Here is a 13,419-nt window from a genome sequence, read left to right on the forward strand (position 1 = left end):
TCGGGTTGATGACCGCCGGGTGCTGAGCGGCATCCTGCATCGCTTTCGCGAGGGCTTGCGATGGCGAGCGCTTCCTGAGGCCTACGGGCCACGAACCACTGTGTTCAACCGGTTCAACCGCTTGAGCCAGCGTGGCCTCTGGCAGGAGATCTTCGCGGCCCTGGTCGCCTGCGCGGTGTAGCACGAGGATCTGGCTGAGACGCGCGCAACCCGCGAACGTGCTGAAACCGGCCCTTGCGGCTGCCAGCGCAACGCCGTCTTCTCATCCTGATTGACGCCGGATCCTCACGTTGATCGCCGTGCGACACCGAACACAAAGTCCGCGCGGGTGATCCGCTCGCCCACCTTGCTGGCGGGCATTGCCATTTGAACTCATTGTGGTGCGGGCATGACGCTGCGGAACGGCAAGGACTATGCCATCACACCTGCGCCGCACGCGCCCAGAAGGGGCCTACGCGCTGCTCTTGCCGACCTACCGACCTGCCGAACGACGCCATTACTTTTGTTCGAGAGTGGCGTCCCCGGCGGGATTCGAACCCACGGCCCCAGGATTAGGAATCCTGTGCTCTATCCGGCTGAGCTACGGAGACGTGAGGGTGATATAGCGTAACGGCGCGCAGGCGTCACGCCGCGTTGGTGGCTGGCTGGCTCAGGCGGTAGCCGCCCCCTTCGGTGATCAGAAGCCGCGCGTGGTTCGGTTCCGGCTCGATTTTCTGGCGCAGACGGTAGACATGGGTTTCGAGCGTATGGGTCGTCACCGCGGCGTTGTAGCCCCATACCTCGTTCAGCAGGACCTGCCGGGCCACCGACTTTCCGCCGGCGCGATAGAGGAATTTCAGGATCGCGGCTTCCTTGTCGGTCAGGCGGATGCGCCGGTTCTGCGACGGCTCGTGCAGGAGCTTCATCGCCGGCCTGAACGTGTACGGGCCGATCTGCAGCACCGCATCCTCGCTGCTCTCGAAATTGCGCAGGTGCGCGCGCAGCCGCGCCATCAGCTCGGCGAGGCGGAACGGCTTGGCCACGTAATCGTTCGCGCCGGAATTCAGCCCCCGGACGACATCCTGCTCCGCCCCCGATCCGGTGAGCATGATGATCGGCACCTTCACCCCCTCCTCGCGCAGGCGGGCGCAGAAATTCCGGCCATCGCCATCCGGCAGGCCGACATCGAGGATGATCGCGTCGTAATTCCGCTCGGCCGCGGCGATCATGCGCTCGGCCTCGGCGATCGAGCCGGCTTCGCCCGGCGCGAATTCATGTTCCGCCCGCAACTGATCGCACAAGGTCGACCGCAGGGCGAGGTCATCATCGACGACCAGGATGGGGTGAATGTTGTTCATATGTCCCATTTCCTCAAATCTCCGTCGCGAACCGGGCGCTCACCCTGTCTTTAGAGAGTTTGCTTCACATTCACATAGTTCAACAGCCCCGATTCGCGGGTGTTTCATTATAAAAACTCCATGATCGCGCTCACATGCGTGTGATCGCGGCATGAAACCGCCGCGTTGCACCGAAACGGTGGCGTATGGCGAAACCATGCCGGCGCGTCCTATATCATGGCATCATGACGCACTCCCATGTTCCCGGGAGGCCGGGCCCGGCCTCCTCCGCCGCTGAAGCGCCGGCGCAGCTCGATCCGGCGCGCACGCGGGCTGTTCACCGCGCCATTGGCGAGGCGCGGCGCGGCGTGCCGGTCATTCTTGCCGGGCCGCAGCCGCTGATCGCTGCACCAGCCGAGACGGTGGGGGCCGAGGGGCTGCATCTGATCGATCGCCTTGGGCGCGCTTCTGCCACGCTGCTGCTCGCCCCGGCGCGGGCGGCAGCGATCCTGCGGCAAAGCCTCGACGATGCGGCGCCGGCCGTCGCGCTCGAACTCGCGCGGCCGCTGATCGACCCCGCGACGCTGCGTCGCCTCGCGGACCCGACGCTCGACCAGATCATGCCGGGGTTCCGGCGGATGGAGCCGCCCCCGCTTGCCGATGCCGCCCTCGCCCTCGGCAAGCTCGCCCGCCTGCTGCCGGCGATGATCGCCGCACCGGTGCGGCCTGGCTGGGCGTCGCTCCCGCTCGGCAGCGGGCTGCTCGCCGTGCCGGCGGCGGACCTGCTCGGTTACAACGCCAACGTCGCCGCCACACTTCACCGGGTCGCCGAGGTCGCGGTGCCGCTCGACGATGCGCCCGATGCACGGCTCGTCGCCTTCCGCGCGCTCGACCAGGGGATCGAGCACATGGCGATCCTGGTCGGCGATCCGCGCTCCCAGGCCGCGCCGCTCGTGCGCATCCATTCCGAGTGCTTCACCGGCGACCTGCTGGGCTCGCTGCGGTGCGATTGCGGGCCGCAGCTCAAGGGGGCGATCCGGCTGATGGCGGAGGCGGGCGGCGGCGTCGTGCTGTATCTTGCGCAAGAGGGGCGGGGGATCGGGCTGATCAACAAGCTGCGGGCCTATACGTTGCAGGATCGTGGCCTCGACACGCTCGATGCCAACCGCGCGCTGGGCTGGCAGGCGGATGAGCGGAATTTCCATATCGCCGCCGCGATGCTCGCGGCGCTCGGCCTCGATCATATCCGGCTGCTGACCAACAACCCGGACAAGGTGGCCGGGCTTGCCGCCTGCGGCGTCGATGTCGCCGAGCGGGTGCCGCATGTCATCGCGCCGAACGGGGTGAACGATGCCTATCTGCGGACGAAGGCGCGTCGCTTCGGCCACCTGCTGGACTAGGCAACGATGTCCGGATCTGACGAGACGACCGCGATTCTCCTGCCGGATTCCACCATCGTCCTGCCGGGCGCCGGGCTGCGCTGCCGCGCGGCACTGGGTCGCGGTGGCATCGCCGCGCACAAGCGCGAGGGCGATGGCGCCACCCCGCGCGGCCTGCTGCCGTTGCGCCGGGTGCTCTACCGGGCCGACCGGCTGGCATCGCCTTCATGCGCGGTGCCGCGCGAGCCGATGGCGCCAGATGATAGCTGGTGCGATGATCCCGCCCATCCCGACTACAACCGCATGATCCGCTTGCCGCACGAGGCGCGTCACGAGGCGCTCTGGCGGGAGGACGGGGTGTATGATGTGGTCGGAGTGCTCGGCTGGAACGACGATCCGGTGGTGCGGGGCGCGGGATCGGCGATTTTCCTGCATGTCGCCCGGGCGGAATGGTCGCCGACCGAGGGGTGCATCGCCCTTGCCCTGGCCGACCTTCAGGCGATGCTGAAGGCCGGGCTGCGGGCGATCATGGTTCAGTGAGCGAGGGGAATGTTCACGCCGAAGGAAACGCTCGGCGGGCCGACATAGACCGGCGGCGGCGGCGCGTAATAGGCGGGGGGCGGCGGGTAATAGGCCGGCGGCGGCGCATAGGCATATCCGCCATGCCAGCCATCGTCGTCCTCGTGATGCCAGTCATGGTGCCAGTCATGATGGTGCCAGTCGCGGTGATGCCACTCGCCGCGGTCGCCGCCGTCATGGCCCCAGGGCGGGTCGGCATAGGCCGTCGCACCGGTCGCCGCGAGGCCGATCCCGGCCACCAGTGCCGCCGCGATGATCCTGCCGAGCCATCGGGCCGAACCTGTGCTTCGTGCGTTCATGTCGAAATCTCCTGTCGTCTCGATCCGCCATACACCATGATATGATGGCGCCGAAACGGCTGATTTCAGGGCGAATTGTGGCTTACAAAACTTTCACCCCCGGCCCATGCCGGGATAGCCTCTTGCGAAACCCCCCGGCGGGCGGGCATGCAGGGAAGGTGATCACGTTGCAGCCGATGTTCCGCCCTATCCGGAGACCGCGATGAAGCGGCGCCTGCGCGGGCTTGTCCTGCCGTTCCTGTTTCTCGCCGTGACGGGATATTTCGTCTTCAATGCCATCAACGGCTCGCGTGGCATCGTCGCCCAGCGCCGCGATCAGGCGGTTCTGGCGCAGGACCAGCAGGCCCTTCACGCTGTCTCGACCCGGCGCGACCGCTGGCAGGCGCGGGTGAACGCGCTGGGCCACCATGCCATTGCGCCGGACATGCTCAACGAGCAGGCGAGGGCGATTCTCAACCTCGCCGATCCCGACGATCTGGCAGTGCCGCTCGGCAAGCCGGCGGCAGATGGCACGACGGCCGGCGCCGGCGGGCAGGCCGCGCCGGCGCAGCCCGAAGCCCGGCCAGGAGCGCATCCGTAGGACATCATCCGATCGGATGATGTCCTCCCTGCTTCCTGCGGCGGGTCATGCTGCCCTGCATGAAAGGCGTGCGTGGCGCCAGCCGCCCCGGCACACCTTGTGGCCCCAGTGAGTTAACCATTTTTCGGTTAACTTGAATATTGCATTGCAACATCATTGAATTTTCAATTCCCGCTTGCTTTGATCGGTTGATCCGACGCATGGAGAAGACCATCAACCGACGGAGGGGAATGATCGTGGCCAGCCGCACCAGACCGACAGGCGCAAAAGCCCAGCCAGCCGCCCGCAGGCGGACCAGCCAGAGACAGCCGGCGATGGACCGGGACGAATTGCTCGCCGCCTACGGGAAGATGCTGCTGATCCGACGGTTCGAGGAAAAGGCCGGGCAGCTCTACGGCATGGGGCTGATCGGCGGGTTCTGCCATCTGTATATCGGGCAGGAAGCGGTGGTGACCGGCATGCAGCTGGCGATCGAGCCGGGCGACCAGGTGATCACCTCCTATCGCGATCACGGCCACATGATTGCCTGCGACATGGACCCGAAAGGTGTGATGGCCGAGCTGACCGGCCGTGCCGGCGGCTATTCCAAGGGCAAGGGCGGCTCGATGCACATGTTCTCGAAGGAGAAGGGCTTCTTCGGCGGGCACGGCATCGTCGGCGCGCAGGTCTCGCTCGGCGCGGGCCTTGCCTTCGCCAATCACTATCGCGGCAATGACCGCGTCTGCCTGACCTATTTCGGCGAGGGCGCCTCGAACCAGGGCCAGGTGTTCGAGAGCTTCAACCTCGCGGCGCTGATGAAACTGCCGGTGATCTTCATCATCGAGAACAACCGCTACGGCATGGGCACCAGCGTCGAGCGCGCGTCGGCCTCGCGCGATCTCAGCCAGAACGGCGCGCCCTGGAGCATTCCGGGCCTGCAGGTGGACGGGATGGACGTTCAGGCCGTCAAGGAAGCGGGCGAGCAGGCGGTCGCGCATTGCCGGGCGGGCAACGGGCCGTTCCTGCTGGAGATGAAGACCTACCGCTATCGCGGCCACTCGATGTCCGACCCCGCGAAATACCGCACCCGCGAGGAGGTGCAGAAGATGCGGACCGAGCACGATTGCATCGATCTCGCCCGCAAGGCGCTGGAGGCATTGGGGGTGAGCGACGAGATGTTCAAGGCGATCGACGACGACATCAAGAAGCGGGTGCAGGACGCGGCCGATTTCGCGCAGCAGAGCCCTGAACCCGATGAATCCGAACTCTGGACCGATGTGCTGGTGGAGGGCTGAGCATGACCACGGACGTTCTGATGCCCGCGCTATCGCCGACGATGACCGAGGGCAAGCTGGCCAAATGGCTCAAGAAGGTCGGCGACCAGGTCAAGGCCGGCGACGTTCTCGCCGAGATCGAGACCGACAAGGCGACGATGGAGGTCGAGGCGGTCGACGAAGGTGAATTGCTGCAAATTCTCGTCGACGAGGGGACTGAAAACGTCGCGGTGAACACGCCGATCGCCGTGCTCGGCGTGCATGGCGAGACCGCATCCGCCCCGGCCAACGCGCCGGCTGCCGCCCCCGTTGCCCCGGCGCCGCAGGCCGCGCCCGCGCCCGCCGCCGCGCCGAAGGCGCCGGCCGAGGTTGCGCCGGCAGCCGAGAAGGACTGGGGCCCGACGCAGGAAATCACCGTCCGCGAGGCGCTGCGCGATGCGATGGCCGCCGAGATGCGGCGCGATGCCGACGTGTTCCTGATGGGCGAGGAGGTTGCCCAGTATCAGGGCGCCTACAAGATCAGCCAGGGCCTGCTGGACGAGTTCGGCGCGAAGCGGGTGATCGACACGCCGATCACCGAGCACGGCTTCACCGGCATGGCGGTGGGGGCGGCGATGTCCGGCCTCAAGCCGATCGTCGAGTTCATGACCTTCAACTTCGCCATGCAGGCGATCGACCAGATCATCAACTCGGCGGCGAAGACGCTCTACATGTCCGGCGGGCAGATGGGCTGCCCCATCGTCTTCCGCGGGCCGAACGGCGCTGCCGCCCGCGTCGCCGCCCAGCACAGCCAGTGCTACGCCTCGTGGTATGCGCATTGCCCGGGCCTCAAGGTGGTCGCCCCGTGGTCGGCGGCGGATGCGAAGGGCTTGCTGCGCGCGGCGATCCGCGATCCGAACCCGGTCATCTTCCTCGAGAACGAGATTCTCTACGGTCACAAGCACCAGTGCCCGACCGACGATGATTTCATCCTGCCGATCGGCAAGGCCAAGGTCGAGCGCGTCGGCGAGGACGTCACCATCGTCGCTTTCTCGCTGATGGTCGACGTCGCGCTGAAGGCGGCCGAGATGCTGGACCAGCAGGGGATTTCGGCGGAGGTGATCAACCTGCGCACGATCCGCCCGCTCGACATCGAGACCATCGTGAACTCGGTGAAGAAGACCAACCGTGTCGTCTCGGTCGAGGAGGGCTGGCCCTTTGCCGGCATTGGTGCCGAGATCGCGACGCAGATCACCGAGCATGCGTTCGACTGGCTGGACGCGCCGCCGACCCGCGTCGCCGGGCTCGACGTGCCGATGCCCTATGCCGCCAATCTCGAAAAGCTCGCGCTGCCCCAGCCGGACTGGGTCGTCGGCGCCGTCAAGAAACTGTTCTGAGGGAGGCGCGAACATGGCCACGAACATCCTGATGCCGGCACTCTCGCCCACCATGACGGAAGGCACGCTGGCGCGCTGGCTCAAGAAGGAAGGCGAGACGATCAAGGCTGGCGACGTCATCGCCGAGATCGAGACCGACAAGGCGACGATGGAGGTCGAGGCGGTCGACGAGGGCGTTCTCGGCAAGATCCTGGTCGCCGCCGGATCGGAGAATGTCGCGGTGAACGCGCCGATCGCCATCCTCGTCGAGCCCGGCGAGGCCGTGCCGGACAGCGCGCCCGCCACCCCGGTGCCGAAGGCAGCCACCGCCCCGGCGCCGAAGGCAGCCGCCGCGCCGGAACCGCTTGCGGCACCTGCCCCGGCTGCGGCTGCGGCTGCGGCTGCGGCCGCGCCGGCGGCGGAGACGGCCGCTCATGGCGCGCGCGTCTTCGCCTCGCCGCTCGCCCGCCGCATGGCGCAGCAGGCGGGGATCGACCTCGCCACGCTCAAGGGCTCCGGCCCGAACGGGCGGATCGTCAAGGCGGATATCGACGCCGCCCGTGGCAGGGCCCCCGAAGCCGTGGCACCGGCGCCGAAAGCGTCGCCCGCTGCCGCCCCGGTACAAGTCGCCCCGGCACAAGCCGCCGCGACGCCGGCTGCGCCGATCACCGCGCCGCACGACGCAATCCCGCACTCCTCGATGCGCAAGGTGATCGCGAAGCGTTTGCAGGCTGCGAAGCAGACCATTCCGCATTTCTATCTGTCGATGGATGTGGAACTCGACGCCCTGCTCAAGCTGCGCGCCGAGCTGAACGCGCAATCCCCCAAGGAGGGGCCTGGCGCGTTCAAGCTCTCGGTCAACGACCTGATCATCAAGGCGGTCGCCGTCGCCCTGCGCCGCGTTCCGGCGGCCAATGCATCCTTCACCGAGGAGGCGATGATCCGCTATCACGACGTGGACATCTCGGTGGCCGTCGCGATTCCGGACGGGCTGATCACGCCGATCATCCGCAAGGCGGACCAGAAGGGGCTGGCCGCGATCAGCAACGAGATGAAGGACCTCGCCGCCCGGGCGAAGGCCGGCAAGCTGAAGCCGGACGAGTTCCAGGGCGGATCGTTCTCGATCTCCAATCTCGGCATGTTTGGCATCAGCTCGTTCTCGGCGATCATCAACCCGCCGCAGGGTGGCATTCTCGCCATCGGCGCCGGCGAGAAGCGGCCGGTGGTGAAGGGTGAGCAGATCGCCATCGCCACGATGATGACAGTCACCCTGTCCTGCGATCATCGCGTGGTGGATGGCGCGATCGGCGCCGAATTCCTCGCGGCGTTCAAGTCCATCGTCGAACAGCCGCTGGGGCTGATGCTTTGAACGACCATTCGGCCGGTGTCGCGTCAGGGGCGGCGGCAACGCTTCGCCCTGCGGCACCGGCCGACATCGCCGTGCTGCTCGATCTCGTTCACGCGCTCGCCCATTATGAAAAGGCGCCGCACGAGGTGGAGATGACCGCACCGATGCTGCACGAGGCGCTGTTCGGCGCGCAGCCTCTCGCCCGCGCCGTGCTGGCCGAGGCCGATGGCGCGGTGGCCGGTTTCGCGATGTTCTTCACCAGCTTCTCGACCTGGACCGGCCGGGCCGGGCTCTATCTCGAAGACCTGTTCGTCCTGCCCGCGGCGCGGGGGCGGGGCATCGGCCGCGCCCTGCTGCGCCATCTCGCGCGCGAGGCGGTCCGGCTCGGCTGCGCCCGGCTCGAATGGTCGGTGCTGGACTGGAACCGCCCCGCCATCGATTTCTATCAATCCCTCGGCGCCGTCCCGCTCGATGAATGGACGCGCTACCGTCTGAAGGGCGAGGCCCTCGCCGCCCTTGCCGAATAGGAGCAGAACAATGACCGATCAGAGTTTCGACGTGGTGGTGGTGGGCGGCGGCCCCGGCGGCTATGTGACCGCGATCCGCGGCGCGCAGCTCAAGCTGAAGGTTGCCCTGGTCGAGCGTGAAAATCTCGGCGGCATCTGCCTCAACTGGGGCTGCATCCCGACCAAGGCGCTGCTCCGCTCCTCCGAGATCAACCACCTGCTCCATACCCTGCCCGAATACGGCTTCTCCGCCGAGAACGTGAAATTCGATCTCGACAAGGTGGTGAAGCGCTCGCGCGGCGTGGCGAAGCAGCTGTCCTCCGGCGTCACCCATCTGCTCAGGAAGAACAAGGTGACGGTGTTCGACGGCACCGGCCGGCTCGCCGGCAAGGGCACGCTCGCGGTCGAGAAGGACGGCAAGCCGGTCGCCACGCTGAAGGCGAAGCACATCATCCTCGCCACCGGTGCCCGCGCCCGCGTCCTGCCCGGCATCGAGCCGGATGGCCGGTTCATATGGTCGTATCGCGAGGCGATGGTGCCGGACATCATGCCGAAATCCCTCGTGGTGATCGGCTCCGGCGCGATCGGCATCGAGTTCGCGAGCTTCTACCGCAACATGGGCGCCGAGGTGACGGTGGTCGAGGCGCTGCCGCGCATCCTGCCGGTGGAGGACGAGGAAATCTCCGCCTTCATGCACAAGCAGTTCGAGAAGCAGGGCATGAAGCTGCTCGCCGGGGCGAGCGTGAAGGGCGTCGAGAAGGGCAGGGACAGCGTGACCGTCACCATCGAGGCCGGCGGACAGGCGCAGAAGATCACCGCCGAGCGGGTGATCTCGGCGGTCGGCATCGTCGGCAATGTCGAAAATCTCGGCCTTGAGCAGGCGGGCGTGAAGGTCGAGCGCACGCATGTGGTAGTCGATGGGTTCGGGCGCACCGGCGTCGAGGGCATCTACGCGATCGGCGATCTCACCGGCCCGCCCTGGCTCGCCCACAAGGCCAGCCACGAGGGCGTGGTCTGCATCGAGCATATCGCGGGGCTGAAGCCGCATCCGTTCGAGACCTGGAACATCCCCGGCTGCACCTATTGCCGCCCGCAGGTCGCTTCCGTCGGCATGACCGAGGCGAAGGCGAAGGAAGCCGGCCGGAAAGTGAAAATCGGCCGCTTCCCCTTCATCGGCAACGGCAAGGCGATCGCCATGGGCGAGCCGGAAGGCATCATCAAGACCGTGTTCGACGCCGAGACCGGCGAATTGCTCGGCGCGCACATGGCCGGCGCCGAGGTGACCGAGATGATCCAGGGCTATGTCGTGGCCCGGCAGCTCGAAACCACCGAGGCCGAATTGATGCACACCGTCTTCCCCCACCCCACGATCAGTGAAGCGATGCACGAATCGGTGCTTGACGCGTATGGGCAGGTCATCCACTTCTGATCCGTCATGCGCGTCGAGATCGATCACCGGAATTCGGGGGGCGGCAAGGTTCGCCACCCGGAAAAGCAGCACAGGCCGGATAACCCGATCCAGCGGAAACCCGCATGGATCCGGGTGAAGGCGCCCAATCATCCTGTCTACCATGAAACCCGCGCGCTGATGCGCGAGGCAAACCTGGTGACGGTGTGCGAGGAGGCGGCCTGCCCCAATATCGGCGAGTGCTGGTCGCAGCGCCACGCGACCATGATGATCATGGGCGAGATCTGCACCCGCGCCTGCGCCTTCTGCAATGTCACCACCGGCCAGCCGGCGCCGCTCGCCGCCGACGAGCCGGCGCGCGTGGCCGATGCCGTGGCCCGGCTTGGCTTGCAGCACGTGGTGATCACCTCGGTCGACCGCGACGATCTCGATGATGGCGGGGCGGCGCATTTCGCGGCAGTGATCGGCGCGATCCGCGCTGCCGCACCTGCAACCACGATCGAGATCCTCACCCCGGATTTCCTGCGCAAGCCCGGTGCGCTGGAGGTGGTCGTCGCCGCCAGGCCGGATGTGTTCAACCACAATCTCGAAACCGTGCCGCGGCTCTACCCCTCGATTCGCCCCGGCGCGCGGTATTACCAGTCGCTCCGCCTGCTCGACCGGGTGAAGCAGCTCGACCCGGGCATCTTCACCAAATCCGGCCTGATGGCCGGGCTCGGCGAGGACCGCGGCGAGGTCGGCCAGGTGATGGACGATCTGCGCATCGCCGATGTCGATTTCCTCACCATCGGCCAGTATCTCCAGCCGACGGTGAAGCACGCCGCGGTCGAGCGGTTCGTCACCCCCGACGAGTTCGCCGATCTTGCCGGCATGGCGCGCGCCAAGGGGTTCCTGATGGTTTCGGCGACGCCGCTGACCCGCTCCTCCTATCATGCGGATGCCGATTTCGCCGCCCTGCGCGAAGCCCGGGCCGCCCGGCACGCTGCCTGACATGCCGCGCTACACCGAGCGGAAACTGGTCCTCTACCAGCCCGGCCAGATGTTCGACCTCGTGGCCGATGTCGGCAAATATCCGCAATTCCTGCCCTGGTGCATCGGCGCGCGCGTCCGCTCGCAGCGCGGCGAGGAAATGCTGGCGGATCTCACCATCGGCTTCGGTCCGTTCCGCGAGAGTTTCACCTCCCGCGTGATGCTCAACGCGCCCGAGCATATCCATGTCCGCTACGAGAACGGGCCCTTCCGCTATTTGCGCAACGAGTGGCGATTCCTGCCGGACGAGCGCGGCACGATGATCGATTTCTACGTCGATTTCGAGTTTCGCAGCCTGATCCTGCAAAAGGCCATCGGCGCGGTGTTCGCCGAGGCGGTGCGCCGGATGGTCGCGGCGTTTCTCAAGCGCGCGCGCGACGTCTATGGCATGCCCGTGACCGATTCCGCGTCTGGCTCGGGGCTGATCATTCCCGCCAAGGGGTAATCCCGGCGGCGAGAGACTCCCGCCCGTTCGTGGCAACCGGCGTGAAGGTGCCGGCGAACGGCACATCCCCGAAAATTGCCGATCCCGTTTTCGTGAGTGATGCTTTAGGATGAGGCGGCCGCGGTTTCTGGTACCCGGCCTGGAGCACTCTCCGATCCTTTCGGATCGTATGTAGTGCTCTATCACATTGATAAACAGAGCATCTTTATCCGATTGGATGACTCGATCTGATCGGATGCTGCTCTAGGGACAAGGGTGGACGCATGGACGGTATTGAAACGGCAACCGACAGCCTGGAGCGGCACAAGCATTTGCGCGAGCATCCCGAAAACCGGCATGCACGGCGGATGGCGCTGCTGATCGGCATTCTCGCGGCCGGGCTCGCGATTTGCGAGATGGGGGAAAAATCGGCGCAGAACGACTACATCGCCAAGCAGATCGCGGTGAACGACACCTGGTCCTTCTACCAGGCCAAGGCGATCAAGGCGGATATCGCGACCGCCCAGGCCCAGGTTCTGAAGGCGCTTTCGTCGAACTCCGCCGATCCCGCCCTCGCCACCGCTGCCCGCGCGGCGGAGGCGCGCGCCCAGCATGAAACCTCCGATCCCGATGGCGGCGAGGGCAAGGCGCAGCTCAAGGCGCAGGCGGAACACCAGACCGAAGCGCGCGACCATCAACTCGAACGCTATCATCAGCTGGAAGTCGTCGTCGGCCTGTTGCAGATCGCGATCGTGCTGGCCTCGGTCTCGGTGGTGACGGAGGTGGCCGCGTTCGGCCTCGTCGCCGTCCTTCTCGGCGGCTTATCCTTTCTCGGCGGTGTCGTCGTGATGGCTTTCATATAGGCCTGCCCGTAGTCGAGCCTGATGGGGCGGGCGCTCTGCGCGCGACTTTGTTTAAGATTTTCGGTATATCGCGGAGATTATATTCATAAATAATATGATCTATTGATTTCCGATTGCGCGGCCTTGTTTAAAAGCCGCTCCAGAAGCCAAAAATGGCGCAAATGCGTTTTCGAGTGTTGAAAAATGCACCGAACCGCTACAAGAATCGCGCCAGGCCGATTCGTTGTTGGCCGTTACGACAGATTGTCCAACCCGCCGGAAACGCCGGCATCGGCTCGAAAGCCGATCTTAGACAGGAAAGAGGCTTCGACCATGTCGAAAGCGTTTATCGCCGAGGTTATTCAGGGTTCTGCCGAGATCACCGGCGTTGCAGCCAACCGCGCTGCCACCGACCTGATTGAAGCCATCGTCAAGGAACTCAAGAAAAACGGTAAATTCACCCTGCCGAGCTTCGGGACGTTTACGGTCCGCAAGACCAAGGCTCGCAAGGGCGTGAACCCGCGCACCGGCGAGGAGATCAAGGTGAAGGCCGGGAAGACCGTCCGTTTCAAGGCTTCGCCGACCCTCAAGAAGCTGGTCTGACCTTTCCGTCGTATCTCTGTTCACAAGACGGCTCTGCTAGAGCACGTTCCGATCAGATGGCTCCATCTGATCGGATGATGCTCTGGTCCTCGTAAGGGGGTTTGAGTCCCGATCCGTGACATCAGATGATGCTCAAGTATCAATAAAAATAAAAATTATTGGATAGACATAAAGCGGCCCCTAAAACGGGCCGCTTTTCTTTTTGGAACATCATCTGTTCGGATCGAGTGATCTGGTCGGAGGGGGGGGTCTGGAGCATGTTCCGACCCATCCGGATCGGATGTCGTCCCCTATCTTGTTGATTATAAGGGAATTCTTGTCCGATCAGATGATTCGATCTGATCGAATGATGCTCTAATCGTCAATATCATTGAGCTTAATATCCGATCCGGAAGGATCGCAGACTGCTCTATCTCCCGTCAATTTATTTGATTCTTCATTTTGTAAATATTTAAAAATATACCTTTTTGTTCCTATTTGTTCTGATAAACTGCAAAT

The 13,419-nt window shown here is 65.3% G+C and carries 15 protein-coding genes and 1 tRNA gene; 13 read left to right on the forward strand and 3 right to left on the reverse strand.

Translation table 11 applies throughout. From position 1 onward, the window contains the following. A partial coding sequence (locus B7Z76_RS14270) for a transposase (RefSeq protein ID WP_408736379.1) occupies positions 1–181 on the forward strand: 181 nt, incomplete at its 5' end. A gap of 332 nt (positions 182–513) precedes the next feature. Here B7Z76_RS14270 and B7Z76_RS14275 read toward each other — a convergent pair. Both B7Z76_RS14275 and B7Z76_RS14280 read right to left on the reverse strand, forming a co-directional pair. Then, positions 514–590 (reverse strand) — tRNA-Arg (locus B7Z76_RS14275). Between the two features lie 33 nt (positions 591–623). Continuing rightward, positions 624–1,337, reverse strand: a complete 714-nt coding sequence (locus B7Z76_RS14280) for a response regulator transcription factor (protein ID WP_371808622.1) — start codon at positions 1,335–1,337, stop codon at positions 624–626. A gap of 224 nt (positions 1,338–1,561) precedes the next feature. Here B7Z76_RS14280 and ribA point away from each other — a divergent pair, with 224 nt between their 5' ends. Both ribA and B7Z76_RS14290 read left to right on the forward strand, forming a co-directional pair. Next, positions 1,562–2,716 (forward strand): GTP cyclohydrolase II, encoded by a 1,155-nt coding sequence (gene ribA, locus B7Z76_RS14285; protein ID WP_291344776.1) that lies wholly within the window; start codon positions 1,562–1,564, stop codon positions 2,714–2,716. 6 nt (positions 2,717–2,722) lie between these two features. Continuing rightward, a complete protein-coding gene (locus tag B7Z76_RS14290) occupies positions 2,723–3,235 on the forward strand; it encodes a L,D-transpeptidase (RefSeq protein WP_291344778.1) in 513 nt (170 codons plus the stop codon). Here B7Z76_RS14290 and B7Z76_RS14295 read toward each other — a convergent pair. Beyond that, a complete protein-coding gene (locus B7Z76_RS14295; protein ID WP_291344780.1) occupies positions 3,229–3,573 on the reverse strand; it encodes a hypothetical protein in 345 nt (114 codons plus the stop codon). The two genes, B7Z76_RS14290 and B7Z76_RS14295, sit on opposite strands and share 7 nt — an antisense overlap. Positions 3,574–3,775: 202 nt before the next feature. Here B7Z76_RS14295 and B7Z76_RS14300 point away from each other — a divergent pair, with 202 nt between their 5' ends. From B7Z76_RS14300 to B7Z76_RS14345, 10 genes are all read left to right on the forward strand, one after another. Next, positions 3,776–4,153 carry a septum formation initiator family protein gene (locus B7Z76_RS14300; protein ID WP_291344781.1) on the forward strand — a complete coding sequence of 126 codons (378 nt, stop codon included), beginning with the start codon at positions 3,776–3,778 and terminating at the stop codon, positions 4,151–4,153. 314 nt (positions 4,154–4,467) lie between these two features. After that, the gene (gene pdhA / locus B7Z76_RS14305) at positions 4,468–5,427 is read left to right on the forward strand and encodes a pyruvate dehydrogenase (acetyl-transferring) E1 component subunit alpha (protein WP_174503206.1); all 960 of its coding nucleotides are present in this window, start codon (positions 4,468–4,470) and stop codon (positions 5,425–5,427) included. A gap of 2 nt (positions 5,428–5,429) precedes the next feature. After that, positions 5,430–6,782, forward strand: a complete 1,353-nt coding sequence (locus B7Z76_RS14310) for a pyruvate dehydrogenase complex E1 component subunit beta (RefSeq protein ID WP_174503205.1) — start codon at positions 5,430–5,432, stop codon at positions 6,780–6,782. Positions 6,783–6,795: 13 nt separating this feature from the next. Continuing rightward, positions 6,796–8,130, forward strand: coding sequence for a pyruvate dehydrogenase complex dihydrolipoamide acetyltransferase (locus B7Z76_RS14315; RefSeq protein WP_291344784.1), 1,335 nt, complete (start codon positions 6,796–6,798; stop codon positions 8,128–8,130). Beyond that, positions 8,127–8,636 carry a GNAT family N-acetyltransferase gene (locus B7Z76_RS14320; protein ID WP_291344785.1) on the forward strand — a complete coding sequence of 170 codons (510 nt, stop codon included), beginning with the start codon at positions 8,127–8,129 and terminating at the stop codon, positions 8,634–8,636. Before B7Z76_RS14315 ends, B7Z76_RS14320 begins: the two co-directional genes overlap by 4 nt. A gap of 10 nt (positions 8,637–8,646) precedes the next feature. Then, entirely contained in the window at positions 8,647–10,044 is a 1,398-nt protein-coding gene (gene lpdA / locus B7Z76_RS14325; RefSeq protein ID WP_291344786.1) for a dihydrolipoyl dehydrogenase, read from the forward strand. A 6-nt stretch (positions 10,045–10,050) separates the two neighbouring features. Continuing rightward, on the forward strand, positions 10,051–11,013 hold the full coding sequence (lipA, locus tag B7Z76_RS14330) for a lipoyl synthase (RefSeq protein WP_291344787.1): 963 nt from the start codon (positions 10,051–10,053) through the stop codon (positions 11,011–11,013). 1 nt (position 11,014) lies between these two features. Further along, positions 11,015–11,497 carry a type II toxin-antitoxin system RatA family toxin gene (locus B7Z76_RS14335; protein WP_174503200.1) on the forward strand — a complete coding sequence of 161 codons (483 nt, stop codon included), beginning with the start codon at positions 11,015–11,017 and terminating at the stop codon, positions 11,495–11,497. A 263-nt stretch (positions 11,498–11,760) separates the two neighbouring features. Beyond that, positions 11,761–12,339 (forward strand): DUF4337 domain-containing protein, encoded by a 579-nt coding sequence (locus tag B7Z76_RS14340; RefSeq protein ID WP_174503199.1) that lies wholly within the window; start codon positions 11,761–11,763, stop codon positions 12,337–12,339. Between the two features lie 312 nt (positions 12,340–12,651). Beyond that, a complete protein-coding gene (locus B7Z76_RS14345; RefSeq protein ID WP_174503198.1) occupies positions 12,652–12,921 on the forward strand; it encodes an HU family DNA-binding protein in 270 nt (89 codons plus the stop codon). Positions 12,922–13,419: the final 498 nt, after the last annotated feature.

It is taken from the genome of Acidiphilium sp. 20-67-58 (assembly GCF_002255515.1).
Lineage (GTDB): Bacteria > Pseudomonadota > Alphaproteobacteria > Acetobacterales > Acetobacteraceae > Acidiphilium.

Bases quoted from the DNA above. Each gene is read 5' to 3' on its own strand.
- lpdA (WP_291344786.1), top strand. From the start codon at position 8,647: ATGACCGATCAGAGTTTCGACGTGGTGGTGGTGGGCGGCGGCCCCGGC.
- B7Z76_RS14310 (WP_174503205.1), top strand. From the start codon at position 5,430: ATGACCACGGACGTTCTGATGCCCGCGCTATCGCCGACGATGACCGAG.
- B7Z76_RS14290 (WP_291344778.1), top strand. From the start codon at position 2,723: ATGTCCGGATCTGACGAGACGACCGCGATTCTCCTGCCGGATTCCACC.
- pdhA (WP_174503206.1), top strand. From the start codon at position 4,468: ATGGACCGGGACGAATTGCTCGCCGCCTACGGGAAGATGCTGCTGATC.
- B7Z76_RS14295 (WP_291344780.1), bottom strand. From the start codon at position 3,573: ATGAACGCACGAAGCACAGGTTCGGCCCGATGGCTCGGCAGGATCATC.
- B7Z76_RS14345 (WP_174503198.1), top strand. From the start codon at position 12,652: ATGTCGAAAGCGTTTATCGCCGAGGTTATTCAGGGTTCTGCCGAGATC.
- B7Z76_RS14340 (WP_174503199.1), top strand. From the start codon at position 11,761: ATGGACGGTATTGAAACGGCAACCGACAGCCTGGAGCGGCACAAGCAT.
- B7Z76_RS14335 (WP_174503200.1), top strand. From the start codon at position 11,015: ATGCCGCGCTACACCGAGCGGAAACTGGTCCTCTACCAGCCCGGCCAG.
- lipA (WP_291344787.1), top strand. From the start codon at position 10,051: ATGCGCGTCGAGATCGATCACCGGAATTCGGGGGGCGGCAAGGTTCGC.
- B7Z76_RS14280 (WP_371808622.1), bottom strand. From the start codon at position 1,337: ATGAACAACATTCACCCCATCCTGGTCGTCGATGATGACCTCGCCCTG.
- B7Z76_RS14315 (WP_291344784.1), top strand. From the start codon at position 6,796: ATGGCCACGAACATCCTGATGCCGGCACTCTCGCCCACCATGACGGAA.
- ribA (WP_291344776.1), top strand. From the start codon at position 1,562: ATGACGCACTCCCATGTTCCCGGGAGGCCGGGCCCGGCCTCCTCCGCC.
- B7Z76_RS14300 (WP_291344781.1), top strand. From the start codon at position 3,776: ATGAAGCGGCGCCTGCGCGGGCTTGTCCTGCCGTTCCTGTTTCTCGCC.